Here is a 26,670-nt window from a genome sequence, read left to right as displayed (position 1 = left end):
TCCCGGGCCCTTCGAACGGTCCTGGGGCCACCTCGCCGGGCGGTCCCGGGACTCCCGCGCCGTACGGCTCCGCACCCCTTCGCCGGGGCCGGGCGGACGGGCTCCTGCCGTCCGCCCGTTCCACCCGTCCGGATCACCCGTCCGTTCCGTCCGCCCGGCTCGTCTGACCGTTTCATCTGTCCGGCCGGGATTTCCCGTACCTCCTTGCGGGCCGGGCGCGTAAAGTGTCAGTCTCATTACCGTCAGTGATAGGTCATGTCCGGGCGGAGGCGAGCGCGGCCCGCCGGGCGAAGGTCCAGGAGCACGAGAGTAGGCGCCCACATGCAGGCTTTCACGCTGCCCGACTTCTACATGCCGTACCCGGCGAGACTGAGCCCCCATCTGGAGCGCGCCCGGGAGCACAGCACGGACTGGGCCCGGCGGATGGGCATGCTCGACGCCCCCCGGCCCGGCGGCGGCGTCGTCTGGGACGAGGAAGCGCTGGCCCGCATGGACTACGCGCTGATGTGCGCCTACACCCACCCCGACTGTGACGGCCCCACCCTCGACCTGGTCACCGACTGGTACGTCTGGGTGTTCTTCTTCGACGACCACTTCCTGGAGCACTTCAAGTACTCCCGTGACCTCACCGGGGCCAAGGCGTACCTCGACCGCCTGGAGCTGTTCATGACCGCCGGCGGCGAGACGCCGCCGGAGCCCGCGAACCCGGCCGAGGCGGGCCTCGCCGACCTGTGGGAGCGCACGGTCCCGGCGATGTCCGAGGGGTGGCGGCGGCGCTTCGTCACCAGCACGCACAACCTGATGGTCGAGTCGATGTGGGAGCTGGACAACATCGACCGCGGCCGGATCGCCAACCCGATCGAGTACGTCCAGATGAGGAGGCGGGTCGGCGGGGCCCCGTGGTCGGCGAACCTCGTCGAGTACGCCTCCGGCGCGGAGATCCCCGAAGCCTTCGCCGAGGCGAGGCCGATGCGGGTGCTGTCGGACACGTTCTCCGACGCCGTGCACCTGCGCAACGACCTGTTCTCCTACCAGCGCGAGGTCCAGGAGGAGGGCGAGAACTCCAACGCGGTGCTGGTCTTCGAGCGGTTCTTCGGCTGTTCCACTCAGGAGGCCGCCGAGCTGGTCAACGACCTGCTGACCTCGCGGTTGCAGCAGTTCGAGAACACGGCGCTGGCCGAGGTCCCGTCGCTGCTGTCCGAGCACTCCGCGTCCCCGTCCGAGGCGGTCGCGGTGGCGGCCTACGTCAAGGGGCTTCAGGACTGGCAGTCCGGTGGGCACGAGTGGCACGCGCGGTCCAGCCGTTACATGAACGACGCCACGGCCACCGCCACCGCCACCGCCTCCGACGTCCCCGCCTCCGGCGCCTCCGGCCCGGGTGCCGGCTCCGGTTCCGGTGTCGCCTCCGGGCTCATCGTCCCCGACCCGGGAACCGCATCCGGCCCCACCGCACCCGTCCCGGCCGCCGTGCCGGGCGGGCCGGCCGGTCTCGGCACCTCCGCCGCCAGGCTCGCGCCCTCCCAGGGACGGCTCGGGCTGCGGACCCGGGCGCGTCAGCACTCCTTCGCGCCGTTCCGCCCGGTGGGGCACCTGCCGCTGCCCGCCCTGCCCATGCCGTACGCGGTCCGTACCAGCCCCCACCTGGACGCCGCCCGGCGTCACGCGGTCGGCTGGGCCAGGGGGATGGGCATGTTCGACTCCGTGCCGGGGGTGGAGGCCGGTGGGATATGGGACGAGCGGCGTTTCCGCGGCTTCGACTTCCCGCACTGCGCCGCCATGATCCACGCCGACGCGACCCCCGGGCAGCTCGACCTGTCGTCCGACTGGCTGGCCTGGGGGACGTACGGCGACGACTACTTCCCCGTGGTGTTCGGCGCGACCCGCGACCTCGCGGCGGCGAAGCTCTGCGACGAGCGGCTGCGCCTGTTCATGCCGCTGGACGACGGCGAGGCCGTCCCCGAGCCGGTGAACCCGATCGAGGCGGGCCTCGCGGACCTGTGGCGGCGTACGGCGGGGCCGATGACGGCCGATCACCGGCGGCGGTTCCGCCGGGCGGTCGAGGACATGACCTCCAGCTGGCTGTGGGAGCTGGCCAACCAGGCCCAGAACCGCGTCCCCGACCCGGTCGACTACATCGAGATGCGCCGCAGGACGTTCGGGTCGGACATGACGATGAGCCTGGCCCGGCTCGCGCACTCCGACGCGGTGCCCGAGGAGATCTACCGGACGCGGACCATGCGCGAGCTGGACACCGCGGCGCAGGACTACGCCTGCTTCACCAACGACCTGTTCTCCTACCAGAAGGAGGTCGAGTTCGAGGGCGAGTTCCACAACATCGTCGTGGTGGTGGAGCACTTCCTCGGGGTGGACCGGCTCATCGCCCGGGACGTCGTGGCCGACCTGATGGAGGCGCGGATGCGGCAGTTCGAGCACATCGTCGCCGAGGGGCTTCCCGCCCTGTTCGACGACTTCGAGCTCGACGAGACGGCCCGCCGGATCCTCACCCGTCACGCCGACGACCTCAAGGAGTGGATGTCCGGCATCCTGGAGTGGCACCGCCGGTGCGCCCGGTACACCGAGGCGGAGCTGCTCCGTCACCGGTTCACCGCCACGACCGGCTTCCCGTTCGCGCCGACCGGGCTCGGCACCTCCGCGGCGCGGCTCGCGGCGGCCGCCGTCCGCTGACCGCCACGGGGTTCCGTACGGCCGCCGCACGTCCCGACGCGGCCGTACGGTCCTCGATGCGACGGCCGCCGCGGGGCACTCCCAGGCCGTACGGCCCTCAGACGCGGTGACCGCGGCGGCGTGCTCCCGGCCGGACGCCGGGCCCGCGTACGGCGACGCGGGCCCGGCGCGCACCCCGGACCGGTTCCCGGCTCACCGCGCGGAGACCATGGGGAGACCGCTCAGCTCTCCGCGCAGAAGTCCTTCCAGGCGCCGATGCCGGCCGGGTCGGTGAGCCGGTAGTCACCCGACGGCCAGTTCACGTTGAACCAGAGATTCCACAGCGAACCGCTGTCCTTCAGGTACGTGTTCATCGCGCGGATCCAGGCCGCGCGCCGCGTGCCGTCGTCGCCCTTCGCGATCGCCGAGCCCATCTCGGCCACGCCGAACGGCAGGTTCACGCTCTCGCTGACCCGCACCATCTCGGCGAGCAGTTTCGCCGGTTCGGTGTAGACACCCTTGGAAGCCGCCGAGGGATGGTTGTAGACGTCCCAGCCGAGCGCGTCGAGCACCCCGTCCCCGGGATAGTAGTCCCGCCAGTCGCGGCCGGACGCGTCCGTGAGGCTCCACTGCATCAGGACCATGGTGGCGTGCAGCCGCGGGTTGTCCGCCGCCTTGGCGAGCGCGCTCAGGTGCTTCCACGCGGCCCTGTACTCGGACGCGCTGAACTCACCGTCGCGGATGTTGTCCTCGGGCTCGTGGTAGTAGACCCAGTAGACATCGCGGTCGCGCGGTGCGCCGGCGAACCATGCCCGCATCCGGGCGTCGTAGGTTCCCTTGAGGTGGTCCTTCGCGTTCCCCTTGAACGACACGACGACCGGCCGGGTGCCGACGTTCAGCTTCCCGGGCCAGGCGTCGGGCAGGCCGGTGTAGAAGATCCGCACCATGTCGAGGCCGCCGAAGAGTTTGTTCATCCGGTCGAACGCCTGCTGCTGCGTCTCGTTCGCCTCCTTGCCGATCGACGCGCCACACAGGGACGTTGCGGCGGCGGTGTCCCCGTAGCCGATGACCAGGCGCGGGCCGTCGGCCCCGTGCTCACGGCTGTGGAAGGAGGCCGCGGAGCCGGAGGTCGGATCGGTCAGCGCGAAGGAGACGGTGCTCGAACCCCTCAGCGATTCGGGCGCCACGTTCACGGAGATCGTCTCGGTGCCCTGCGAGCTGATCTGCGCCTTGCCGGCCGCCGCGCCGAGGGCCGGCCTGCCGCTGTAGGTCGTGGCCTCCGACCAGGAGTCGTCCGCGACCGTGTTCAGGCGGACCTCGCCGGGCTGCTGGTCGAGCTTGGCGAAATCCAGTTGCAGCCGCGCCGATGTGATCGTCTTCCCCTTGGGGGTCGCCGGTACGGCGAACCTGACGAGCGCCTCGGAATGCCAGCTCGCCCAGTTCGCCGCCGTGATCTTCGTGGCCGAGCCGTAGGCCGTGGCCGGCTGCTCCTGGACGACGTAGGTGTCGGCGCTCGCCGGAACGGTCACCGAGCCGCCCGCCGTCGCGGTCGTCGTGCTCGTGTGCCGCTGGGCGGGAGGGACCGCCCCGGCCTGGGCGGTCGTCGCGGGGACGACCGACAGGGCGATCACGATCGGGGCGATCACCCGTGCGACGCGCCGTGGCATCCCCACGTGCCGGCTCTCCCGGCGATCGTCGTCTTCCTTCGGCACACTGCTCTCCTCGTTTCCCGGTCCGTCCCGCGCGTGAGCCGCCGCGCGGCACGGGCCGGCGGCGGTGCCGGGACGGAGAGTTCCGGGGCACGCTAGCAACGCCGGGGAAGACCGGAACAGGCTTTTCAGCGGAGGCTGAAACCCGTCGTGAAAGGCACGCCGGAACCCCGGACATGGCGCGTTCCACGTCCGGGATCCGGCGGTCCCTGGCACGCCTGAGGTTCCGGCGGACGTGCCCGGCGGTCCCGGGTACGCCCGGACGGGCTCGGGACGATGGCGCCTCGGCGCTCAGTCGCGGGTCATCGCGTCCAGGGTCTCGGTCATGTGCTTGCGCAGCTCGCCCAGCCGTACGTCGAGGATGACCGAGGCGATCTCCGGGTTGCCCTGGATCATCTCGCGCAGGCCGCTGTTGCCGGGGCCGTGCTCGAAGCTGTGGCGCACGACGGTCCGGCCCGGCTCCTCGGCCGGCTCCAGGTCGTAGCGCCACCGGGAGGAGGGGCGCTCCGGGTCGCCCGCGCGGTCGAGCACCGACCAGGCGAACGAGCGGGGGCGGTCGGCCTCGGTGACCACGGACGTCACCGTCCACACCCGGTCCTGGCGGCGGTTGCGCCCCTCGAACCGCGCCCCGACGCGCGGCGCGGCGTCGTCGGCGTCCAGCCAGGCCAGGTGCTCGCACTCCGGGCTCCAGTCGGCGATCCGCGGCACGTCCGTGATGAGGTCCCACAACCGCTCCGGAGGCAGGCCGACGGTGGTCTCGATCTCCACCCTGGCTCCCGTGACGCCGTGGTCTTCCATTCCCGCCTCCGCGTGCTCGCGGCACCTCGCCGGGTGCCCGCCGCCGGTCTCACCGACGACTCCGTCATCGTCACCTCACACGATGGACGATCGGGCCGCCGGTGCCCACCCCTGTCCCGGTCAAGGGTAGGGAAGGACGGACCGCCCCGCCGTGGCGTCGCGGCCCGCCTCGCCGTACCGCCGCTCCGGGCCCCGGGATGCCGCGCCGGGCGGCCCGCCGTGCCGGCGGGGGTCAGGAGGAGGACCGGACGACCAGTTCGGTGGGGAGGATCATCGAGGACGAGGGGCCGCCGCCGATCTGGCGCAGGAGCAGGCGCACCGCCGCCAGGACCTGGTCCGCCCACGGGACGCGCACCGTGGTCAGCGAGGGAACGGTGTAGGCGGCGTCCTCGTCGTCGCCGAACCCCACGACCGCGACGTCCTCGGGCACCCGCAGCCCGGCCTCCCGCAGCGCGTGCAGGGCGCCGGCCGCCATCAGGTCGCCGGCCACGAAGACCGCGTCCAGCGACGGGTCCGCGGTGAGCAGTTCGCGCATGGCGGCGGCCCCCGAGGCGCGGCAGAGGTCGCCGACCGCGTCGGCGGACCGGAACCCTGTGTCCCGCAGGGCGTCCCGGTAGCCGTCGAACCGGTCCCTCGCGGCGGCGAGGTCCACCGGCCCGCGGATCGTCGCGATCCGCCGCCGTCCCCGGCCGAGCAGGTGCCCGACCGCCGCCGCGGCCCCGCCCGCGTCGTCGGTCCCGGCGTACGGCAGTGCCACCGCGGCCGGCGGCCTGCCCAGAGACACGACGGGGACGCCCGTCCCGGCCAGCGCGCCGGGCAGCGGATCGGAGACCCGGGCGGGCAGCAGCAGGGCTCCGTCCGCGTGCCCAGCGGACAGATGGCGCTCCACCCGGCTCCGGTCCGCGGGGGAGCCGGCGAACATGAGCGTGACCCGTTTGCCCGCCCGCTCCAGCTCCCGGCCCGCCGCGTCCACGGCCGCGGCGAACAGCGGGTCCCCCGCCCGGGCGCCGCCCGGGACGACCAGCGCGATCGACTCCGTGCGCCGGGTCACCAGGCTCCGGGCCGCCGAGTTGGGCACGTAGCCGAGTTCGGTGACCGCGTTCATGACGACCTCCCGGAACTCCGGGCTGACCGCGGCCTCGCCGTTGATCACCCGGGAGACGGTCGACCTGGACACGCCCGCCCGGGCGGCCACCTCCTCCAGGGTGGGACGCCGGGCCCGCCCGGCGCGCAGCCCGTTGTTCCGGATGACGTCGCGGAACCACAGCGCGCTGTCCTTGGGCAGCCGGCGCTGGGTGACGAAGTCGACGTGCACGATCCCGAAGCGCTTGCCGTACCCCTCGGCCCACTCGAAGTTGTCCAGCAGCGACCAGACGAGATACCCGCGCAGGTCGGCTCCGGCGTCGACGGCGGCGTGCGCGGCCCGCAGGTGGCCCTCCAGGAAGGCGGTCCTGTCGGCGTCGTGCACGTGCTCGCCGGAGACCGTGTCCTCGAAGGCGGCGCCGTTCTCGGTGACGAGCAGACCGGCCTCGGGGTAGTCGCGGGCGAGGCGGACGAGCAGGCTGGTGAGGCCCGTGGGGACGATCGGCCAGCCCATGGCGGTCGTGGGGGCGTAGGAGTCGCCGAACCGGATGCCCTCGGTGCCGGGATAGGCCGGGTTGGCCGCCTCGCCCGGCTCGGCGCTCACCACGCAGGGGGTGTAGTAGTTGACCCCGAGCAGGTCGGGCGGCTGGTTGACGGTCTCCAGGTCGCCGTCGCGGATGTGCCCGAGGCCGGCGACCCGCTCCATGACGTCCAGGACGGCGGCGGGATACTCCCCGCGCAGCACCGGGTCGAGGAACTGCCGGTTTATCAGGCAGTCGACGAGGTCCACCGCCGCGGCGTCCTCGGCGGAGAGCGCCGCCTCGGGGTCGTCCAGCCGTCCGGGGGTCGTCACGGGGGCGAGGTTCAGCGTCAGGGCGATCTCCCGGGCGCCCGCGTCGCGCAGCGCCCGGGCGCCCAGCCCGTGGGCGAGCAGCAGGTGGTGGGAGGCGTGGAAGGCGTCCCGCCAGGACGCGCGGCCCGGCGCGTGCGCGCCGATGCCGTACCCGAGGACGGACGCCACCCAGGGCTCGTTGACCGTGATCCACGTGCCGACGCGGTCGCCCAGCCGGTCGTGCACGATCCGCGCGTAGTCGGCGAACCGGTGGGCCGTGTCGCGGTCCGTCCAGCCGCCGCGTTCCTCCAGCGCCTGGGGCAGGTCCCAGTGGTACAGCGTCACGTAGGGGGAGACGTCGGCCGCGAGCAGCTCGTCCACGAGACGGTCGTAGAAGTCGAGCCCGGCGGTGTTGACGGGGCCGGAGCCGGTCGGCTGGATCCGCGGCCACGCCACCGAGAAGCGGTAGGCGCCCAGGCCCAGCTCCCGCATCAGGCGGACGTCGTCGCGGTAGCGGTGGTAGTGGTCGCAGGCCATGTCGCCGGTGTGGCCGCCCGCGACGCGCCCGGGGGTGTGGGCGAAGACGTCCCAGATCGACCTGCCGCGGCCGTCCTCCTCCGCCGCCCCCTCGACCTGATAGGCGGCGGTCGCGGCCCCCCAGACGAAGCCGTCGGGGAAGGACAGCGTCCTCCCGGCGATGGCGGTGAACGTCCCGGTCATCGTTACCGGCCCCCTGTCGTGTGAGGGTACGGCGCCGCCGCCGTCCCCGTCGTCGCGGACACCTGAATCATCGGGGTGGCGGGTGCCCGGCGTCGAACGGTGATACCGCCGCGGCCTCAGGATCCTGGCGCGGGACCCGTCACGGCCCTCGGGGCCCGCCGCGCCCGCCGTTCCCACCGCGTGCCGTCGTGGTGCCGTATGGAGTGGAAAAAGCGATTAATCAATAAGGATTATTTAAATGAAGGATCTGTCTTATGTGTCGTTCTTTCCGCGCCGGGCATACGGCTTCCAGGGGGCGTACGGCGGAAAAGCCGTGCGATCAGGGGGAGTGTGAGACATGACAGTCACCGGCATCATCAGTGCCATCATCATCGGGGCCATCATCGGCGCTCTCGGCCGGCTCATCCTGCCGGGAAAGCAGAACATCCCCATCTGGCTCACGGTCGTGATCGGCATCATCGCCGCATTCATCGGCTCCGGGATCGCCAGGGCCATCGGGGTCGGCACGACGAGCGGCATCGACTGGATCGAACTGATCCTTCAGGTCGTCGTGGCCGCGCTGGGCGTCTTCCTGATCGCCAGCGTGTACGGCAGGCGCGGCGGCGTCCGCTGACGCCCCGGGCGAAGCCGTCCCGGGGACCGGCACGGGCCGGGGACACGCCGCACGAGCGGCCGTGTCCCCGGCCCGTGCCGTCGGAAGCCCGTGCCGTCGGAAGCCCGTGCCGTCGGAAGCCTGTCCGGGCGAGGAACGGCGGCCCGTCGAGGGGCGGCGGGCGTCATTTGAGCGGGTCGTGGCCCCAGTTCATCAGGGAGTGCCGCCACCGGGTGTCCGTGACGTCCCCCGACGGGCGCTGCGCGAGGTGACGGTGGACGTACCCGGTCACCTTCCGCATGTGGGCGTAGTCGTCGTCGGACAGGTCGCCCTTCTTCTTGCGGAGGATCTCGGTGATGCGGCGGCCGGACTCGTGTCCCGTCGACTCGCCGCCCCCTGACCTGTCGCCGGCGGCCTCGGACTCGGAGGTGCGCAGCCAGCGTTCCAGTTCGGCGGCGGTCATGTTGACCGCCTCGCCGAACTCGGCGGAGATCCGCTCCCGGTCCGCGACCATGTCAGCCCCTCCTCCGCAGCGCCGACGGCCGGTGCACGGCGCTCCTGCCGCTCTCGTCGCTGCGGACCAGGTACCGCGGCTCGTCGGGTGAGGCGTCGACGACGCGCCCGGCGGCCTCCGTCCTCTCAGTGATCTTCTTCTCCACCTTCCCCGAAACGGTGGAGCCGTGGCTGTTCCAGGTGACCTCGTCACCGACGGACAACTCGTCCGCGCCGTGTTCCCCGCCCTGTCCCGAGCCGTGTTCCTCGCTGTGCTCCTCGCGCATACGGAACCCGTACCCCTTCCGGCGGACCGGACGGTCAACGGACCGGCACGGGCCGCCATACCTTCCCACCGGCCGGGGCGCGCCGGGTCAGTCGCGTTCCCGCTTCTCGAACCTGCGGACCTCCGCGCGCTCCTCCTCGTCGAACTTGCGGGTGTCGCGGGGCTCGACGTACGGCTCGGCGTCGGCCGGGACGCCCGCCTCGATGGCGCGCTCGCGGGCGAGTTCGGCGTCGAACTCCACGCCGAGCAGCACGGCGATGTTCGTGATCCACAGCCAGATCAGGAAGACGATGACCCCGGCCAGGGCGGCGTAGGTCTTGCTGTAGGAGCCGAAGTTGGCCACGTAGAACGCGAACGCCGCGGACGCGACGATCCACAGCACGACGGCCAGCAGGCTGCCGGGGGTGATCCAGCGGAAACCGGGGTGGGAGACGTTGGGGGCCGCCCAGTACAGCAGGGCCAGGACCAGCGCCACGACGAGCACCAGGACCGGCCACTTGACGATGCTCCAGACGGTCAGGGCGGTCTCACCGATGCCCAGGAGCCTCCCCGTCTGCTGGGCGAGCGACCCGGTGAACACGACGGAGACCGAGCCGGCCGCCATCAGGAGCACCAGGACCGCGGTGATGCCCAGCCGCAGCGGGAGGGTCTTCCAGACGGGCCTGCCCTCGGGCATCTCGTACATGACGTTGGCCGCCCGGATGAACGCCCCCACGTATCCGGAGGCGGACCAGAGGGCGACGGCGATGCCCAGGATCGTGGTGATCCCGGCGGCGCCCTGGTTGCCCTGGAGCGCCTGGAGCACGGCGTCGATGGTCTGCCGGGCGGGACCGGGCGCGATGACGCTCAGGTTGTCGGTGAGCGCCTTGGTGGTGTTCTGGCCGAACAGCCCAAGCACGGACACCACGGCCAGCAGCGCCGGGAAGATCGACAGCACCGCGTAGTAGGTGAGCCCGGCGGCCCAGTCGGTGAGGTTGTCCTGCTGGAACTCCTTGACGGTGCGCTTGAGCACGCCCCACCACGACCGCTTGGGAAGCTCGGACGGGCTCTGGGGAGCCGGCCCGTCCGCGGTGCCGGGGTCGCGGGCCGCGTTCCGGTCGTCGTGGCGTGGGGTGTCGTGCTGGATCATCGCGCACCGTTCTCTTGACGCAGCTTACGATTGCCCGCCGCCGCCCTCCCCTGCCGGGGAGGGCGGCGGCGACGGCGTTCACTCATGAGGCGTCCTCCCGGGCGCCTGACCAGGCGCCCTCCCGGGCGTCCTCGCCGGGCGTCCTCCCGGGCGCCCGTCAGACCCCGTGGGAGGAGCGGGCCGTGTCGGTCACCTGGTGGGCCTGCTCGCGGGCGTGGTCGCCGGTGGCCCTGGCCGCCTCACCGGCGGTGTCCCTGACCTGGCCGACGGCCTCCTGAGCGACCTGCTTGGCCTCCTCGCCCAGCTGCTGGGCCGACTCGCGCACCGCCTCCTTGACCGGCTCGATCATGTCGCCGGCCTGCTCCTTGACCTGCTGGGCCGCCCGCTGCTCGGCCTCGGTCGCCGGGATGAGGGCCGCGGCGAGCAGCCCGGCGCCGAAGGCGATCAGACCGGCGGCCAGCGGGTTGCCCTGGGTGCCGCGCATCGCCTGCTCCGGCGCCTCGCGGACCATCTCGGTGGCCTGCTGTGCGCCGTGCCTGACGGTGTCGGCGGCACCGGCGGCGGTCTCGCGGACGGTGCCGGCGGCGTCGGCGGCGGTCTCGCGGACACCGTGGACGGCGTGCCCGGCCTGGTAGCGAGCCTGGTGAGCGGCGTGGGTCGGGGTGCCCATCACCCGCTCGCGCACCGAGTAGAGCTTCTCACGCATGCGATCGGTCCTCCGTTGAATGATCCGCGACGGGCTCGTCCGGTCGGCCAGCCGATTCACGTCGGCGGCCAGCTCCGCCCTAGTGGCGGCGATCTCTCTTCTTATTTCGTCAGGTTCCGCGCCCATCGCGCATCCTCCTTGAGCGTCTCGACCGTCTGCTCGGGCTTGGGGGAGACCTCGCTCATCCGCTTGCGCCCGTTGGTGTACAGCACTCCGCCGACCACGGCCCACACGACCGCGACGATCAGGGCGGCCCAGCCCAGGGGCATGACGGCGCCCAGGCCGAACATGACCGTCAGCGACACGAAGAGGGCGGCCAGCAGGCCCGCCACCCCGGCGCCGCCGAGCATTCCGCCGGCCTTGCCGGCCTTGGCCGCCTCTTGGCGGATCTCGGCCTTGGCCAGCTCCACCTCCTGGCGGAAGAGCTTGGAGAGGTCCTCGCCGACCTCGCCGACGAGCTGTCCCAGCGACGGCTCGGCCGGTTCGTAGGCCGGTGAGGCCGGTTCGTAGGCGGGCGAGCTCACCGTGGCTCACCGTCCCAGGGGGTCGAGGGAGGGGTCTCGGACGGGTACTGCGTCGTCGGCGTCGTCGGCCGGGTCTGGGCCGACGAGGGGGACGACGGGTACGGCTCGGCCGAGCCGTAGGGGTCGGCGGTGGTGGAGGTGCCGTCCGTGGTGTACGGCTGGGCCGAGGGGTACTGCGTGCCGGTCGGCTGGGTGTACGACTCAGAGGGCTGTCCGTACGGCTGCGACGGCTGGGCGTACTGCTGCGGGCGGTAGCCGTCCTGGGCGCCGGGGTACGCCGTGCCGGAGGTGTCGTTCTGGGAGGCGGCCGTCGCCTTGGCCATCCGGCCGACGAGGAAGCCCGCGGCCACCGCGCCCATGAGGAACGCTCCAGGACGGCGGCGGGCGAAGCTCTGGACGTCCCGGACCACCCCGGCCAGGCCCTCCTGCTCCAGGTAGTCGGCCGCGCGGCGGCCGGTCCCGGCGACATGGTGCACCGCGTTGGTCACCGGGGAGTCGGGCTTGGCGGCCTCGGTCATCGAGCTGAGGTCGTCGGCCCACTGGCGGATGCCCTGGGCGGCGCGCCGGCTCTGGTGCCTGCTCTGCTCGCCGACCCGGTCACGCAGCTGCCCGACGACGTTCTGCGCCTGGTACCGGGTCTCGTGGGCGACCGCGCGGGTCTGGTCCTTGGCGGTCCCGGCCACCTCTCCGACGGCTGCCTTGGCGTGTTCGGTCGTCGTGTGGGGCTGGTCGCCCGGCATGGAGCGCTCCCCCGTCCCGGCTGGGAATTCGTTCACCGATGCCTCCAAAGTCGTGCGCGTCTTCCGTGACACCGCCGCTACCCCCGTCGATTCAACACATTCATAAACGGCGATAAAGGGCTCTCGACCTGCCCCTCGGCATGAACGGTCGGTATCGGGCATCATCGACCACGAAAAACCACAAAAGGGATCCGCATTCCCATATCCCGGGCTTCCATGCGGGCCGACGGTTCGGCGCGGCCCGAAGAGTGGGGGCCATAAGGTGCCGCATATGAGACAGACCATGCCAACCCGGACGGAAGGCACGCAGGACCGGCTGGACCGGCGCGCGATGGCGGCGGCCGGTGTAACCGTGCTGCTGTGGGCCTCGGCGTTCGTCGGCATCCGCGGCGCGGCGCCGTACTTCTCCCCGGGGGCGCTCGCCCTGGGACGGTTGCTGGCGGGCTCGGTGGTGCTGGGCGTCGTCCTGCTGGCGCGGCGCGAAGGGCCGCCGCCGCGGGCCGCCTGGCCGGGCGTCCTCGTCTCGGGGATCCTGTGGTTCGGCGCCTACACGGTCGCGCTGAACTGGGGCGAGCAGGAGGTCGACGCGGGCACCGCGGCGATGGTCGTGAACATCGGCCCGCTGCTCATCGCGCTCCTCGGCGCCCGGCTGCTCGGCGAGGGACTCCCGCCCCGCCTGCTGGCGGGCATGGCGGTGTCGTTCACCGGCGCGATCGTGGTCGGGGCCTCCATGTCCGGCGAGGGGCGGGCGTCGGTGACGGGCGTCCTGCTCTGCCTGGCCGCGGCGGTGACGTACGCGGTGGGCGTGCTGTCGCAGAAACCCGCGCTGCGCCACGCCTCACCGCTCCAGGTCACCGCGTTCGGCTGCTTCGTCGGGACGGCGGCGTGCCTGCCGTTCGCCGGGCAGCTCGTGTCGCAGGCCGCCAGGGCCCCGCTGGCGGCGACCCTGGACGTCGTGTACCTCGGCGTCTTCCCGACGGCGGTGGCCTTCACCACCTGGGCCTACGCCCTCGCCCGCACCACCGCGGGCAGGATGGGCGCCACGACCTACCTCGTCCCGGCGCTGGTGGTCCTGATGGCCTGGGCGGCGCTGGGGGAGATCCCCGGATGGCTGTCCCTCCTCGGCGGGCTGCTGTGCCTGGCGGGGGTGGCCGTCTCCCGGAGACGGGACCCGGGCGGTGACGCCGGACGGGTCCCACCGCGAGGGGGCCCGGCCGGGGCCGGGGCTGAGGTGCGACAGACCGGGACCGGGATCGGGGCCTGAGCCGGTGCGGCAAGCCGGGACCGGGGCCCGAGCCGTCAGGCCGGCGTCGAGACGCCGACGCCGCCCCGGGTGTGCGCGCCGTACCGCTCCTTCTCCGCGGCGAGGTCGAGCGGCCGGATGCGGCTGCGTCCGCGCAGCGTCTCCTCGGTGAGCAGGGCGGCCGGGACGAGCCAGGACACCTCGAACTCCAGCCCGTCGGGGTCCTTGGCGTACAGGGCCTTGGTCGTGGAGTGGTCGGAGGCGCCGGCCAGGGCGCCCAGCTCCGTCAGCTTGGCGGCGATCCGCTCCAGCTCCTCCAGGGTGTCGACCTCCCAGGCCAGGTGGTACAGCCCGACGGCGGAGCGACCGGCGGGCGAGGGGGCGGCCTGGTCGCCGACCTCGAACAGGCCGAGGTCGTGGTCGTTGGCGGAGCCTGCGGCCTGCAGGAACGCCGCGCCCCGCATGCCCATGACGACCTCGAAGCCGAGGGCCTCCCGGTAGAAGGCGACGCTGCGCTCGACGTCGCGCACGTACAGGACCGCGTGGTTGAGCCGCTGGACGGGCATGGCTCTCTCCTAAGAATTTGAACCTTCAACCAGATTACCTCCGCGAAGCTCAGGATCGCCCGGCGGGTCAGGGGGCGAGCGGGCGGGTGGCGGGGAGGTGGGGGGCGGGGTCGGCGAGGACGCGGTGGATGACCCGTCCGGCCCCGCCGAGGGTCGCGGCGTCGCCGCCGAGCCGGGAGACCGCCAGTTCGGGCACGGAGCGGCGCATCCCGGCCAGCCGGGTGGACATCGCCTCGCGGACCGGATCGGCGATCCACTCGAACAGCGGCGCGAAGATCCCGCCCAGCACGACCGTCCCGGGGTCCATCAGGTTGACCGCCGAGGTGAGGGCGACGCCCAGCGCCCGTCCGGCGCGCTCGCAGGCGCGCAGCGCGTCCGCCTCGCCGGCCCGGAGCCGGTCGGCCAGTTCGGGCACCCCGGCGGCGCCGGAGGCGCGGAGCAGGGCCTCCTGACCGGCGTACCGTTCCAGGCAGCCCCGCCCTCCGCAGCGGCAGTCCGGGCCGTCGGGGAAGACGACCACGTGACCCAGCTCTCCGGCCAGGCCGTGCGCGCCGCGGAACAGCTCGCCGCCGACCACCAGGCCGGCGCCGATGCCGGTCTCCCCCGACACGTGCAGGAAGTCGCCGGGCCCGCCGCCGAACCACAGCTCGCCCAGGGCGGCGAGGTTGGCTTCGTTCTCCACGGCGACCGGGAAGTCCAGCAGGTCGCCGGCCCGGACGCCGCGCCACCCGAGGTTGGGCGCGGTGTGCAGCAGCCCGCCGTCCACGGGCCCGGGGACGGCGAGCGTGGAGCCGACGACGGACAGGCCCGCCGTACGTGCTTCGTCCACAGCCCTGTGGGCAAGTTCTTGCAGATGGGCCATGGTTTCCACAGGAGGGCGGGACCGGTTGTCCACAGCCTGTGCACAACGGAGCCGCACCGCGAGGGTGAGGTCCGCCACGCAGGCCGACAGGTGGCCGGCGGTGATCTCCAGGCCGAGCGCGGCCACCCGGTCGCCGCTGAGGGAGACGGCCGTGCCGGGCCGGCCGCGCTCGCCGTCGCGGGGCGCCGCCGACTCGGCGACCATCCCGGCCTCCAGCAGGTCCCCGACCATCTTGGAGACCGTGGTCTTGGTCAGCCCGGTGATCTCGGCGAGCGCCGCCCGGGTGACCGGGCCGCTCCGGCGCACCTCGCCCAGCACCACGGCGAGGTTGCGGGCGCGCATCGAGTCGTGGCGTACGGCCCGCGTCGTCACGGAGCCCGGCGCGGAACCCGGCATGGGGCCCGTCACGGAACCCGGCATGGGGCCCGTCACGGAACCCGGCATGGAGCCCGGCATGGGGCCCGTCACGGAACCCGCCCGGCCCGCGTCGCCGAGCGACCCGCCGCGTACGTCGCGCGACCCGCCGCGTACGTCGCGCGGGCCGTCGCGCACGTCGCGGAACCCGTCGTGCGATCCGTCGTGCGACCCGTCGTCATGGAACCCATGGAACCCACCTCTTGACGATCCCACCCTGCCGGACCATATTAAGTCCATAATGTGGATTAAATAGGAGGAGACGCGATGAGCGACTACACCCCCAGGCCGGAGGACCGCTTCACCTTCGGGCTGTGGACCGTGGGCTGGCAGGCCCGAGACCAGTTCGGAGACGCCAGCCGTCCCGCGCTGGACCCGGTCGAGACCGTCCACCGCCTGGCGGAGCTCGGCGCGTACGGCGTCACCTTCCACGACGACGACCTGCTGGCCGTCGAGCCCGACCGCGACCGGGCGGTCGCGGCCTTCAAGAAGGCGCTGTCGGAGACCGGGATGAAGGTCCCGATGGCCACCACGAACCTCTTCACCCACCCCGTCTTCAAGGACGGCGCGTTCACCAGCAACGACCGCGACGTCCGCCGGTACGCCCTGCGCAAGGTGATGCGCAACATCGACCTGGCCGCCGAGCTGGGCGCGACCACCTACGTCTGCTGGGGCGGGCGCGAGGGCGCCGAGTCCGGCGCCGCCAAGGACATCCGGGCCGCGCTCAGCCGCTACAAGGAGGGCATGGACCTGCTGACCTCCTACGTGATCGAGCAGGGCTACGACATCAGGTTCGCCATCGAGCCCAAGCCGAACGAGCCGCGCGGCGACATCCTGCTGCCGACGATCGGCCACGCCCTGGCGTTCATCAACGAGCTGGAGCACTCCGAGCGGGTCGGCCTCAACCCCGAGGTGGGGCACGAGGAGATGGCCGGGCTCAACTTCGCCCACGGCATCGCGCAGGCCCTGTGGCACGGCAAGCTGTTCCACATCGACCTCAACGGCCAGCACGGCCCCCGCTTCGACCAGGACCTGGTCTTCGGCCACGGCGACGTGAAGAACGCGTTCTTCCTGGTGGACCTGCTGGAGAACGGCGGCTACGACGGCCCCCGGCACTTCGACTACAAGCCGGTCCGCACCGACGACGTCGAGGACGTGTGGGTGTCGGCCGCCTCCAACATGCGGATGTACCTGATCCTGAAGGAGAAGTCCCGGGCGTTCCGCGCCGACCCCGAGGTCGCCGAGGCGCTCGCCGCGAGCCGGGTCGACGAGCTGGGCGAGCCCACGCTGGCCCCCGGCGAGACCCTGGCCGACCTGGCGAACGACGACTTCGACGTCGACGCGGCGGCGGCGCGCGGCTTCCACTTCTCCCGCCTCAGCCAGCTCGCCATGGACCACCTCCTCGGGGTCCGCGGGGGCGACCGGGCATGACGCTCGTGGCCGGGGTCGACTCCTCGACCCAGAGCTGCAAGGTGGTCATCAGGGACGCCGGAACCGGAGCCCTGGTCCGCCAGGGCCGCGCGGCCCATCCCGACGGCACCGAGGTGGCCCCGGCCGTCTGGTGGGCCGCGCTCCAGGAGGCGGTCGCCCAGGCCGGCGGGCTCGACGACGTCGCCGCGGTGAGCGTCGCCGCCCAGCAGCACGGCATGGTCTGCCTGGACGAGTCCGGGCAGGTCGTGCGGGACGCGCTGCTGTGGAACGACACCCGCTCGGCCGGCGCCGCGGGCGACCTGGTCGCGGAGCTGGGCGGGCCGGAGCGGTGGGCCGAGGCGGTCGGCAGCGTGCCGGTCGCGTCGTTCACGGTGGCCAAGCTCCGCTGGCTGGCGGCCCACGAGCCGGAGTCGGCCCGCCGTACGGCGCGGGTGTGCCTGCCGCACGACTGGCTGACCTGGCGGCTGGGCGGCGGGGACGGCGAGATCGTCACCGACCGGGGCGACGCCTCCGGCACCGGCTACTTCTCGCCCGCCACCGGCTCCTACCGCACCGACCTGCTCAAGGCGGCGTTCGGCTCGGTGCCCGGCCTGCCGCGCGTGCTCGGCCCCCGCGAGGAGGCCGGCGAGCTGCGGGTCCCGGGTCCGTCCGCGACGTCCGGCCCGGTACGGCTGGCCCCCGGCACCGGCGACAACATGGCCGCCGCCCTCGGGGTGGGCGCGGGGCCCGGCGACGTGGTGGTGTCGATCGGGACGTCCGGCACGGCGTTCGCGGTGGCGGAGAGTCCGAGCGCCGACCCGACCGGCGCGGTGGCCGGATTCGCCGACGCCACCGGACGGTTCCTGCCGCTGGTGTGCACGCTCAACGCGGCCCGGGTCCTCGACGCCGCCGCCCGGATGCTCGGGGTCGGCCCCGCCGACCTCGACCGGCTGGCGCTGCAGGCCCCGCCCGGGGCGGGCGGCCTGGTGTGCGTTCCCTACCTGGAGGGGGAGCGGACGCCGAACCTGCCCGAGGCCACCGGGACGCTGCACGGTCTGACCCTGGCCACCTCCACCCCCGCCCACCTGGCGCGGGCCGCGGTGGAGGGCATGCTCTGCCACCTGGCCGACGCCTTCGACGCCCTCGGGCTGGAGCCGTCCAGGGTGCTGCTCATCGGCGGCGGGGCGCGGTCGGAGGCGGTGCGGCGGATCGCCCCGGCGGTCTTCGGGCGGCCGGTGGTCGTCCCCGAGGCGGGGGAGTACGTCGCCGACGGCGCGGCGCGGCAGGCCGCCTGGCTGGTCGCGGGCGGGGAAGAGCCGCCCGTCTGGGAGCGGGCCGGCTCCCTGAGCTTCGAGACGGACGCCGTGCCGGAGATCAGGGACCGCTACGCCGAGGCGCGCGCCCGGTACACCGGGGGCCGCGACACGGCCTGAACGACGGCCCGTGGAACCGCCCGCGGCACGGCCTGAACGACGGGCCGGGACCCGCGAACGGCCGGCCCCGGCCCGTGGAACCGCCCGCGGTACGGCCTGGACGGGGGTCCGGCGGGCGGTCCCCGGGACCCGCGACACGGGGTGGGATCTCGGGGGCCGCTCAGGGTCGGATCAGGGGTGCCGCCGGATGTGTGGAACCGCGTCCCCGGGACAGTCTGGGTCCATGCTCGCGTCGAAGAGGCTCTACCCCCTGATCGCCTGTGCCGGTGTGGCCGCGGCGGTCGTGGCCGCGATCGCCGGTCAGATCGACCCGGATCCGCAGCTGGACCCGCTCAACCTGACGATCAGCGAGTACGCCGCGCTCGACCGCGGCGGGGCCACCGAGTTCGCCATGGCGTGCCTGGGCGTCGCGTCCTTCGCGCTGGTGGCGGGGCTGCGGGCGGCCCGTGCCCCGATCGGCGCGGCGGCCGGGCGGCTGATGCTGGCCTGGAGCGCGGCGCTGATCGTGATCGCGGTCGTGCCGACGGTCGCCCCGGGCCTGGCGCTGGACCTCGGCGCCCAGGTGCACCGCTACGTCTCCATCGCCGCCTTCCTCGCGCTGCCCGCGGCGGGCGCGCTGATGGCCCCCGGGCTGGGCCGGGACGAGCGGTGGCGGGCGGTGGCCAGGCCGGTGGAGTGGCTGACCCTGGCCGGTGGGTTCGGGCTGCTGGCCCTCACCTACGTGGCGCTCCCGGGGGACAGGGTGCTGATCGGCCTGGCCGAGCGGGGGCTGCTGGTCACCGAGGTCGCCCTGCTCGGGGTGCTCGCCGTATGGCTGGCGTGGCTGGCCTGGGCGCCGGCCGCCGCCCGCGTGCCGAGCGCTGGCCGGGCGCTTCTAGCTGACTTGTCCGGGAACATGACTGTTTCCTGACAGGTCACAAATAGGACAAGAATATTTCTCCTGTCCGATGCTATCCTCGTCGGCGATCTGAAGATCGTCCGGAGGTTCCCGTTCTCGCGCTCCGGGACCGAACCGTTGAGGTGACATGGCATCGAGCAGGTCCATCCGGTTCAAGATCTCTGCTCTGCTGGCGATCCCGCTGACCTCGCTCGTCGCCCTCTGGGGGTTCGCGGCGACGGTCACCGTGGGCGACTCGGTGAGCATGCTGGAGGCCGACGACCTCTACGACGCCGTCATCGCGCCCGCCAACGAGCTGAGCTACGCCGTGGAGCGCGAGCACATGCTGTCGGCCGAGTATCTCGCCGTCCGCTCCGAGGACGCCCGGACGGCCCTGGCCGCCCAGCGCGCCGTCACCGACGGGGAACGGTCCCGGCTGCGTGACGGGGCGCGGCGCGGCCTGGGCTTCGCGGACCTGGGTACGACGTCCAAGGCCCGGTTCGCCGACCTGACGGCCGCGGTCGACGCGCTCGACGCGGTACGGGCCAAGGTGGACGGCGGCCGGATCGGGTCCATCGAGCTCGCCGGGGAGTTCGGCCCGGTGCCCGAGGCGTTCTACCGGTTCATCGACATCGCGGCCGTCGCCGACGACCATGCCCTGTCCCGGCAGATGCGCGGTGTCAACACGGTCGGCTACTCGCTGGCCTTCTTCTGCCACGAGCGGGCGCTCGCCGCGGGCGCGCTGGCCACGGGCCGCCGTCTGACGCCGGCCGAGCTGCGGTTGTTCGGGCAGTTCGCCACCAAACGCGCCTTCCTCATGGAGGAGGGCATGTCGCAGCTCGACGCCGGGATGCGCGCCCCCTTCGCCGGTCTGGTCCCCTCGTCGCAGCCGGTGAGGGCCCTCACCGAGATGGAGGGCCGCCTGATGTCCGGCGGCGTGGTCGCCGAGGCCGACTGGCGGGCCGCCACCGACCGCCTGGAGACCGCCTACCAGAAGGGGCTGTCGGCGGCCGGTCGCGGGCTGATCGACCGGGCGACGCCGGCGGCCCTCTCGACCTTCGCCAAGGCCGGGACCGCCGGCGCGCTCGGCCTCGTCGCGGTCATCGCCTCGCTGCTGGTCTCCTACCGGATCGGCCGCAACCTCACCCGTGAGCTCGCCGGGGTCCGGCGCGCCGCCGCCGACCTGGCGGAGGTGCGGCTGCCGCGCGTCATGGAGAGGCTGCGCCGGGGCGAGCCGGTGGACGTGGCCGCCGAGGCGCCCCCGCTGGAGCCGCTGGGCAGCACCACCGAGGTCCACGACGTCGCCGCCGCCTTCGACAGCGTCCAGCACCGCGCCGTGGACGCCGCCGTGGAGCAGGCCAGGCTGCGCGAGGCCGTCGCGCAGTCCTTCCGCAGCCTCGCCCGGCGCAGCCAGTCGCTGCTGCAGCGCCAGCTCAAGCTCCTCGACGGCATGCAGAAGCAGGCCGAGGACCCCGAGGCGCTGGAGAACCTGTTCCGGCTCGACCACCTGACCACCCGCATGCGCCGCCATGCCGAGGGCCTGGTGATCCTCTCCGGCGGAGCCGCGGGTCGCAAGTGGCGCTCGCCCGTCCTGATCGAGGACATGCTGCGCGGCGCCGCCGCCCAGGTCGAGGACTACGCCCGGGTGCGGATCTATCCCATGCTCGGCGCCACCCTGGCCGGTGACGCGGTCGCGGACATGATGCACCTGTTCGCCGAGATCATCGAGAACGCCACGGCCTTCTCCCCGCCGGGGGGCGAGGTGTCGATCCGGGGCGAGTGCGCCGGCCACCGGGGTTTCACGGTGGAGGTCGAGGACCGGGGTCTCGGCATGACCTCGGAGAAGCGCGCCGCGGTCAACGAGCGGCTGGCCAGTCCGCCGGAGTTCGACCCGGCCGAGACCGACCGGCTGGGCTTCGCGGTGGTCGGCATGCTGGCCGCGCGGTACGGGGCGAAGGTGACGGTGCGGCCCTCGCCGTACGGCGGGACCGGGGTCGTCGTGCTGATCCCCGGGTCGCTGCTGGGAGAGCCGCATACGGAGGGACAGCCGCCGCGGGAGATCCCCGAGGCCGGGATCGGCGACGAACCGGCCGAGGCCGTACGGCCCGCCGGGACCGCCGGGCCGGGGACCGCCGCGGGCGTGACGCAGTCCGGGAAGGCCGGGTTCGCCGGGACTGTACGGCTCGCCGGGACCGGGGAACCCTCCGGGCCGACCGGGATCGTGCCGTCGCCGGAGGCCGCGCCGCGGACGCCGCCGGCGAACGGCCTGCCCCGCCGGATCCGCCGGGCGAGCCCGCCGCGGCCGTCGCATGAACCGGACATGTCCGGGCAGGCCGGAGAGCGGTCGCCGGAGGAGGCGCGGGCGGTGCTCAGCTCGCTCCAGGCCGGCTGGCGGCGCGGCCGGGCCGAGGACGGGGGTGAGGAGCACTGAGGCCGGACCGGGAACGGTGATGACGATCACCGAACAGGAGACCGGCCGGCGGCCGGCGTAGACACGCGAACGAGCGCGACCATCACAGGGGAAGGGGTTTTACCACGTGCCGGGTGAGCTGTATTGGCTTCTGGATGACTTCGTCACGAGCGTGGCGGACGTCTCGCACGCGCTGATCCTGTCCAACGACGGGTTGATGATGGCCTCCTCGCGGGAGCTGAGCAAGGAGGACGCCGACCATCTGTCGGCGGTGGCCTCCGGGTTCCAGAGTCTGGCCAAGGGGACCAGCCTGCAGTTCGGCGGCGGAGCCGTCCGGCAGACGATGGTGGAGATGGACTCGGCGTTCCTCTTCGTCACCTCGGCCGGCCAGGGCAGTTGCCTGGCGGTCATGACCACCGGCGCCGCCGACGTGGGCCTGATCGCCTACGAGATGGCCCGCCTGGTGACCCGGGTCGGCCAGCACATGGCCACGGCCCCCCGGGCGGGCCAATGAGCGACGACGTCGAATGGGTGGACGAGGAGGCCGGGCCGGTCGTCCGCCCCTACGCCCTCACCGGCGGGCGCACGCGCGCCTCCTCGGCCTCGTTCGACGTGCTGTCAATGGTGCTGGCGACCGGCGCGGCGGCCACCACCGCCGCCCACCTGGGGTCGGAGCACCGGCGGCTGCTGGGCCTGGTCCGGCGGACCAGGCCCGTCGCGGAGGTCGCCTCGGAGGCCGGGCTGCCGATGGGGGTCGTCAGGGTGCTGCTGGGCGACCTGCTGGACCAGGGGCTCGTCCTGGTGCGGTCGCCGGTCCCGGCCGCCACGCCGCCCGTGGAGAGCCTCCTGCAGGAAGTGATCAACGGCCTCCGGGCGCTCTGAGCCCGTCCGGGAGCCCGTCCGCGCCCTCGCGGCGGGCACGGTGGGGCGGCGGGCGGGAACGGCGGTCCGTGACGGGAGTGCGGGCCACGGGCCCGTTCACGCCGGTCCCCGACCCGGCCACGCGGGCGGGACGTCGGGCGCGCGGCCCGGCGGCGCCGGCCGGCCGCCGGCGCCTTCGTGGAGTGCCCGATCCGTCAGTGCTGGTCGGCCGTCAGGACCCTCAGGGAGTGCTCGACGAGCGTCACCAGGACCGTCTTGGCCGAGGCGCGGCGCCGCACGTCGCACAGCAGCACCGGCACGTCCTCGTCGAGGTCCAGCGCGGAGCGCACCTCCTCGGCCTCGTACTGCTCGGCGTCGTCGAAGCAGTTGACCGCCACGATGAACGGCGTGCCCCGCTGCTCGAAGTAGTCGATCGAGGGGAAGCAGTCGGTCAGCCGCCGGGTGTCGGCGAGGACCACCGCGCCGAGCGCGCCGTAGGACAGCTCGTCCCACATGAACCAGAACCGCTCCTGCCCGGGGGTGCCGAACAGGTACACGACCAGGCCCTCCCGGATCGTGATGCGGCCGAAGTCCATCGCGACCGTGGTGGTGTGCTTGCCCTCCACGCCCTCGACGTCGTCGATGCCGATGCCGCGGTCGGAGAGCACCTCCTCGGTCCGGAGCGGCCGGATCTCGCTGATCGAGCCGACCAGCGTCGTCTTGCCCACCCCGAAGCCGCCTGCGATGAGGATCTTGAGCGCGACTGGTTCGTCAGAGGGCTCGAAGTCCATTGATCACTTCCTTGAGAATGCGCTCGCTCGCCGAGGCGCGCCCTATCGAGATCAGCTTGTGGTCGTGCAGGTCGCCGAGGAGGACCCGGACCACGCCGAGAGGCAGGTCCAGGTCGGAGGCGATGTCGGCGACCGAGGTCGCCGTGGTGACCAGGGAGAGGATCCGCTCCTGCTCCGGTCCGGGGACGAACCCGTCGGACGGGGCCGTTCCCGAGGCGGTGATCATCGAGACCAGGTCCAGCGCGTCACCGGACGACCGGGTCCGGCCGCCGATCAGCGCGTACGGCCGGACCACGGGCCCGGCCTCCTCGTCCATCCACCGCGTCATGACGGCCGCTCCCCTCGGTGGCCGTACGGCGCGCGGGCCGCGGGCCGGCCGTACGGCGTGTGGATCACACGGCGGCCGTGGACCGCACGGTGACCGTACGGCGGGCGGATCGCGCGGAGGCCGTGCCGGACGCGGGCCGTCGCCCGGCCGTACGGCGGGCGGGCCGCGCGGCCGCAGGGGAAGCGGATCGCGGGACGATCGCCCGGCACGCCGCGCCCGGTGTCCCGCTCGCTCACGAGAGACCTTGGCGCGGGAGCGTGGAGATGTGCGGACCGACCCGCTTGACCAGCATCGCCATCTCGTAGGCGATGTGGCCGACGTCGGCGTCGGAGTCGCTCAGCACGGCGAGGCACGTGCCCTGCCCCGCGGCGGTGACGAACAGGAACGCCGATTCCATCTCCACGATGGTCTGGCGCACCTCGCCCCCGCCGAAGTGGCGGCCGGCCCCGCGCGCCAGGCTCTGGAACCCGGCCGCGACCGCCGACAGGTGCTCGGCGTCCTCCCGGCTGAGGCCCTTGGAGAATCCCACGGCCAGGCCGTCGGTGGACAGGATCACAGCTTGGCGCACCGCGGCCACCCGGCTCGTCAGATCGTCGAGGAGCCAGTTCAACTCGCCGGTGTTGGTGAACTTCCCGGTCATCAGTCCCTCTTGTCGGCTGTCGTGTGGTGTGCCAAGTCTTCGTTCTCCTCGCGTGCCCGTCGCGTGCCCGCCTGGAAGGCGGAGAACAGGGCCCGCACCTCGTCCGGCGAGCGGCCTTCGGCGGGCGGGCCGGGTTCGGGTCCCGGCCGGGCGGGTTCCGGCGGGGCGGGCGCCTGTGTCTCCTGCCGGAGTTGCGGCACGAGGCTGGCCTGCCGGACCCGGCGGGGCAGTTCCCGGGGGCCGGTGGTCTCCGTGGCGCTCCCCGCGGCGGTCTCCGCGGTGCCCCCGGCGGTGGCGGCGGTCTCCGCGGTGGCGGCCCTGTGGGCGCCCCGCCCCGCACGCTCCTCGCCGGTCCCGTCGGCCCGGCGGGCGGTCTCCCGGGTCTGCCCGGGATCCGTCCCGGGGGCCGTCTCCGGGACGGGCGAGCCGGGCACCACGGTCAGCGTCGGCGCGGCGAGGGGCGGCCGTCCGGTGGGGGAGCCGTCGGGGACGCCGCCGGGGGTGGGCCTGGGCGTCGTCCTCGTCCGCCGGGGCAGGCCGCCGCCCTGGCGGCCCGCGTTCGGCCGGCCGCCGTTCTGGCGGGCGCCGCCCGCCGCGGTGAGCGGGGACGGCGCGACGGCCCGGGGAGCGTCGCCCGCAGGCGCCTCCGGGTCGCGGGCGACGGCGGGGGCGAGCGGCGAGTCGTTCTCGGCGAGCACCGCCCGGGGGATGAGCACGATCGCCGTGGTGCCGCCGAACGGCGAGTTGCGCAGGGTGACCTGGACGCCGTGCCGGGCGGCGAGCTGGCCCACCACGAACAGGCCGAGACGGTCGCTGTCGGCCAGGTCGAACTCCGGCGGGCTGGCCAGCCGCTCGTTGACCATCGCGTACTCCGTGGCGCTGAGCCCCAGGCCGCGGTCCTCCACCTCGACGGTGAACCCGTTGGCCACCACGTCGCCGCGCACGGTCACCGAGGTCTGCGGCGGCGAGTACACCGTGGCGTTCTCGATCAGCTCGGAGAGAAGGTGCGTGAGGTCGGCCACCGCGGCCCCGTCGACCGAGGCGGCGGGCATCGGCGTCACCTTGACCCGCCGGTAGTCCTCGATCTCGGCCAGCGCGGCCCGGACGACGTCGAGCACCGGCACCGGGTTGCGCCAGGTCCGGCCCGGCGCGGCGCCGGACAGGATGATCAGGCTCTCGGCGTGCCGCCTCATGCGGGTGGTCAGGTGGTCCAGCCGGAACAGGTCCTCAAGGGCGTCCGGGTCGTTCGTCCGGCGCTGCATGCCGTCCAGGAGGGTGAGCTGGCGGTGCAGCAGCCCCTGCTTGCGGCGGGCGAGGTTCACGAAGACCTGGCTGACGCCGCGGCGCAGGTCGGCCTGGCCGACGGCGGCCTCGACGGCGGTGCGCCGTACCGAGTCGAACGCGTGGGCCACGTCGCGGACCTCGGCGGAGTCGCCCGCGGTCTCGATCGGCGGGGTCTCGGCGCGCACGTCCACCTTCTCGCCGAGCCGCAGCCGCTCCACCAGGCGCGGGAGCCGCACGTCCGCCAGGTCGAGCGCGGCCGACCGCAGCCCGGCCAGCTCGCCGGACAGCCGGCGGCCGAAGCGGACCGAGATGACGATGGAGGCGATCACCGCCAGCAGGCCGACACCGCCGGCGACGGCGATCCGGGCCAGGATGCCCGTGGCCACCGACGCGGACCGGTCGGACAGCACACCGGTGGCGGAGACGCCGAGCTGGTCGAGCGAGGCCGACAGGCCGTCGACGGTCGCCTTCCAGGTGTCCAGCTCGACGGGGAGGCGGTCGCCGGGGGCCGCGACGACGGCCCTCTCCAGCTCGGCGAACCTCTTGAAGGCCGCGGAGGCGAAGACGTCGCGGTACGGCCCGGCCAGCTCGCCGTCCAGCGACGCCAGGCCGCGCGTGTGCAGGAACCTGCGGGTGGCGACGTACTCGCCGAAGGCCTCCCGCTCCCGCCGGGACAGTCGCTCGTCGATCAGGGCGCCGCTGACCAGGGCGTTCTCCCGGGCGATCATCTCCCGGGCGTTGCCCATCGACTGCATGGCGACGGCCTGCCGGAAGATGCCGAGGTCGGGCACGGCGACGAGCCGGTCGTACAGCAGGAAGACCGAGTCCAGGATCTGGTTGTACTGCGTCAGGGCGTTCAGCCGGTCCCGCTGCCCGCCGTCGATGCCGGCGCGGATGCCGGGGAGCCGGTCGAGCTGGCGGAGCACGCCGTCCAGCGCGGTGCTCGTCTCCGGGCCGCCGGGGTCGGCGGTCAGGACGGCGGCCTGGAACGCCTCCACCGCCCGGTCGGTACGGCCGCGCTGCTCACCGGTCACACTCGTGATGACCCCGGAGCTGATCGCCACCGAGGCCTGGGTCCGTTCGGCCTGGACCTGGAGCCCTAACTCGGTGGAGGCCACCCCGACGCCCTGGTAGAGGTCGTAGGAACGCAGGAGGGCGACACCGTCGCCGACCGTCAGGTTGAGGGCGAAGCCCCACAGGGCGCTGAGCGACACCAGGGGCAGGAGCAGCAGCAAGACGATTCTGAACCGAATGGATCGGTTTCCAGAGCCCATGC

At 73.5% G+C, this 26,670-nt stretch carries 24 protein-coding genes and 2 pseudogenes; 9 read left to right on the top strand and 17 right to left on the bottom strand.

Features of this window, described 5'->3' with window-relative positions; genetic code table 11:
* Window positions 1–321: 321 nt before the first annotated feature.
* Window positions 322–2,685, top strand: a complete 2,364-nt coding sequence (locus ACFYSC_RS26655; RefSeq protein WP_389966979.1) for a germacradienol/geosmin synthase — start codon at window positions 322–324, stop codon at window positions 2,683–2,685.
* 221 nt (window positions 2,686–2,906) lie between these two features.
* Here ACFYSC_RS26655 and ACFYSC_RS26650 read toward each other — a convergent pair whose 3' ends face one another.
* From ACFYSC_RS26650 to ACFYSC_RS26635, 4 genes and pseudogenes are all read right to left on the bottom strand, one after another.
* A complete protein-coding gene (locus tag ACFYSC_RS26650; RefSeq protein WP_389966976.1) occupies window positions 2,907–4,376 on the bottom strand; it encodes a DNRLRE domain-containing protein in 1,470 nt (489 codons plus the stop codon).
* A 288-nt stretch (window positions 4,377–4,664) separates the two neighbouring features.
* Complete coding sequence (locus ACFYSC_RS26645) at window positions 4,665–5,171, bottom strand: SRPBCC family protein (RefSeq protein ID WP_389966974.1); 507 nt, start codon at window positions 5,169–5,171, stop codon at window positions 4,665–4,667.
* A gap of 232 nt (window positions 5,172–5,403) precedes the next feature.
* Window positions 5,404–6,276, bottom strand: a complete 873-nt coding sequence (locus ACFYSC_RS26640) for a LacI family DNA-binding transcriptional regulator (RefSeq protein WP_389967147.1) — start codon at window positions 6,274–6,276, stop codon at window positions 5,404–5,406.
* Window positions 6,253–7,806, bottom strand: a pseudogene (locus ACFYSC_RS26635) (GH1 family beta-glucosidase); the annotation flags it as partial. The pseudogene ACFYSC_RS26635 and the gene ACFYSC_RS26640, both read right to left, overlap by 24 nt.
* A 337-nt stretch (window positions 7,807–8,143) precedes the next feature.
* Here ACFYSC_RS26635 and ACFYSC_RS26630 point away from each other — a divergent pair.
* Window positions 8,144–8,419 carry a GlsB/YeaQ/YmgE family stress response membrane protein gene (locus ACFYSC_RS26630; protein WP_389966971.1) on the top strand — a complete coding sequence of 92 codons (276 nt, stop codon included), beginning with the start codon at window positions 8,144–8,146 and terminating at the stop codon, window positions 8,417–8,419.
* Between the two features lie 163 nt (window positions 8,420–8,582).
* Here the strand turns inward: ACFYSC_RS26630 and ACFYSC_RS26625 are convergent, their stop codons facing one another.
* From ACFYSC_RS26625 to ACFYSC_RS26595, 7 genes and pseudogenes are all read right to left on the bottom strand, one after another.
* Window positions 8,583–8,912, bottom strand: coding sequence for a DUF3140 domain-containing protein (locus ACFYSC_RS26625; RefSeq protein WP_389966968.1), 330 nt, complete (start codon window positions 8,910–8,912; stop codon window positions 8,583–8,585).
* Window position 8,913: 1 nt separating this feature from the next.
* Window positions 8,914–9,177: a DUF2945 domain-containing protein gene (locus ACFYSC_RS26620; protein WP_389966965.1), complete on the bottom strand. Its 264-nt coding sequence runs from the start codon at window positions 9,175–9,177 to the stop codon at window positions 8,914–8,916.
* 87 nt (window positions 9,178–9,264) lie between these two features.
* Window positions 9,265–10,305: a YihY/virulence factor BrkB family protein gene (locus ACFYSC_RS26615; RefSeq protein ID WP_389966962.1), complete on the bottom strand. Its 1,041-nt coding sequence runs from the start codon at window positions 10,303–10,305 to the stop codon at window positions 9,265–9,267.
* Window positions 10,306–10,462: 157 nt separating this feature from the next.
* Window positions 10,463–11,011, bottom strand: coding sequence for a hypothetical protein (locus tag ACFYSC_RS26610; protein WP_389967153.1), 549 nt, complete (start codon window positions 11,009–11,011; stop codon window positions 10,463–10,465).
* Between the two features lie 45 nt (window positions 11,012–11,056).
* Window positions 11,057–11,137, bottom strand: a pseudogene (locus tag ACFYSC_RS26605) (DUF3618 domain-containing protein); the annotation flags it as partial.
* Window positions 11,113–11,535 carry a phage holin family protein gene (locus tag ACFYSC_RS26600; RefSeq protein WP_362939745.1) on the bottom strand — a complete coding sequence of 141 codons (423 nt, stop codon included), beginning with the start codon at window positions 11,533–11,535 and terminating at the stop codon, window positions 11,113–11,115. The pseudogene ACFYSC_RS26605 and the gene ACFYSC_RS26600, both read right to left, overlap by 25 nt.
* On the bottom strand, window positions 11,532–12,311 hold the full coding sequence (locus ACFYSC_RS26595; protein ID WP_389966958.1) for a hypothetical protein: 780 nt from the start codon (window positions 12,309–12,311) through the stop codon (window positions 11,532–11,534). The genes ACFYSC_RS26600 and ACFYSC_RS26595 overlap by 4 nt, the downstream gene beginning before the upstream one ends.
* Before the next feature lie 247 nt (window positions 12,312–12,558).
* Between ACFYSC_RS26595 and ACFYSC_RS26590 the strand changes: the two genes are divergently transcribed.
* A complete protein-coding gene (locus tag ACFYSC_RS26590) occupies window positions 12,559–13,539 on the top strand; it encodes a DMT family transporter (protein ID WP_389966955.1) in 981 nt (326 codons plus the stop codon).
* A gap of 35 nt (window positions 13,540–13,574) precedes the next feature.
* Here the strand turns inward: ACFYSC_RS26590 and ACFYSC_RS26585 are convergent, their stop codons facing one another.
* Both ACFYSC_RS26585 and ACFYSC_RS26580 read right to left on the bottom strand, forming a co-directional pair.
* Window positions 13,575–14,084 carry a VOC family protein gene (locus tag ACFYSC_RS26585; protein WP_389966952.1) on the bottom strand — a complete coding sequence of 170 codons (510 nt, stop codon included), beginning with the start codon at window positions 14,082–14,084 and terminating at the stop codon, window positions 13,575–13,577.
* Window positions 14,085–14,151: 67 nt separating this feature from the next.
* Window positions 14,152–15,342, bottom strand: a complete 1,191-nt coding sequence (locus tag ACFYSC_RS26580) for an ROK family protein (protein WP_389966949.1) — start codon at window positions 15,340–15,342, stop codon at window positions 14,152–14,154.
* 285 nt (window positions 15,343–15,627) lie between these two features.
* Here ACFYSC_RS26580 and xylA point away from each other — a divergent pair, with 285 nt between their 5' ends.
* The 6 genes from xylA (at window position 15,628) to ACFYSC_RS26550 (ending at window position 22,372) form a co-directional block, all read left to right on the top strand.
* The gene (gene xylA / locus ACFYSC_RS26575; RefSeq protein ID WP_389966946.1) at window positions 15,628–16,791 is read left to right on the top strand and encodes a xylose isomerase; all 1,164 of its coding nucleotides are present in this window, start codon (window positions 15,628–15,630) and stop codon (window positions 16,789–16,791) included.
* A complete protein-coding gene (xylB, locus tag ACFYSC_RS26570; RefSeq protein WP_389966942.1) occupies window positions 16,788–18,203 on the top strand; it encodes a xylulokinase in 1,416 nt (471 codons plus the stop codon). Before xylA ends, xylB begins: the two co-directional genes overlap by 4 nt.
* 223 nt (window positions 18,204–18,426) lie before the next feature.
* Window positions 18,427–19,113 (top strand): DUF998 domain-containing protein, encoded by a 687-nt coding sequence (locus ACFYSC_RS26565; protein WP_389966939.1) that lies wholly within the window; start codon window positions 18,427–18,429, stop codon window positions 19,111–19,113.
* A gap of 115 nt (window positions 19,114–19,228) precedes the next feature.
* The gene (locus tag ACFYSC_RS26560) at window positions 19,229–21,511 is read left to right on the top strand and encodes a nitrate- and nitrite sensing domain-containing protein (RefSeq protein WP_389966936.1); all 2,283 of its coding nucleotides are present in this window, start codon (window positions 19,229–19,231) and stop codon (window positions 21,509–21,511) included.
* A 106-nt stretch (window positions 21,512–21,617) separates the two neighbouring features.
* Window positions 21,618–22,004 (top strand): roadblock/LC7 domain-containing protein, encoded by a 387-nt coding sequence (locus ACFYSC_RS26555; RefSeq protein WP_362939772.1) that lies wholly within the window; start codon window positions 21,618–21,620, stop codon window positions 22,002–22,004.
* Entirely contained in the window at window positions 22,001–22,372 is a 372-nt protein-coding gene (locus ACFYSC_RS26550; RefSeq protein ID WP_389966932.1) for a DUF742 domain-containing protein, read from the top strand. The genes ACFYSC_RS26555 and ACFYSC_RS26550 overlap by 4 nt, the downstream gene beginning before the upstream one ends.
* 194 nt (window positions 22,373–22,566) lie before the next feature.
* On the opposite strand, the gene ACFYSC_RS26545 is transcribed toward ACFYSC_RS26550, so the two are convergent.
* The 4 genes from ACFYSC_RS26545 to ACFYSC_RS26530 all read right to left on the bottom strand — a co-directional run bounded on the left by ACFYSC_RS26545 (window position 22,567) and on the right by ACFYSC_RS26530 (window position 26,629).
* Window positions 22,567–23,142, bottom strand: coding sequence for an ATP/GTP-binding protein (locus ACFYSC_RS26545; RefSeq protein ID WP_362939778.1), 576 nt, complete (start codon window positions 23,140–23,142; stop codon window positions 22,567–22,569).
* A complete protein-coding gene (locus ACFYSC_RS26540) occupies window positions 23,123–23,470 on the bottom strand; it encodes a DUF742 domain-containing protein (protein ID WP_362939781.1) in 348 nt (115 codons plus the stop codon). The genes ACFYSC_RS26545 and ACFYSC_RS26540 overlap by 20 nt, the downstream gene beginning before the upstream one ends.
* A gap of 232 nt (window positions 23,471–23,702) precedes the next feature.
* On the bottom strand, window positions 23,703–24,110 hold the full coding sequence (locus ACFYSC_RS26535; protein ID WP_362939784.1) for a roadblock/LC7 domain-containing protein: 408 nt from the start codon (window positions 24,108–24,110) through the stop codon (window positions 23,703–23,705).
* Entirely contained in the window at window positions 24,110–26,629 is a 2,520-nt protein-coding gene (locus ACFYSC_RS26530) for a nitrate- and nitrite sensing domain-containing protein (RefSeq protein WP_389966927.1), read from the bottom strand. The genes ACFYSC_RS26535 and ACFYSC_RS26530 overlap by 1 nt, the downstream gene beginning before the upstream one ends.
* Between the last annotated feature and the right edge of the window lie 41 nt (window positions 26,630–26,670).

Origin of the sequence: Streptosporangium sp. NPDC004379 (assembly GCF_042873875.1) — a bacterium.
Taxonomy (GTDB): Bacteria; Actinomycetota; Actinomycetes; order Streptosporangiales; family Streptosporangiaceae; genus Streptosporangium.
This window is presented reverse-complemented; position numbering and strand designations above follow the sequence as displayed.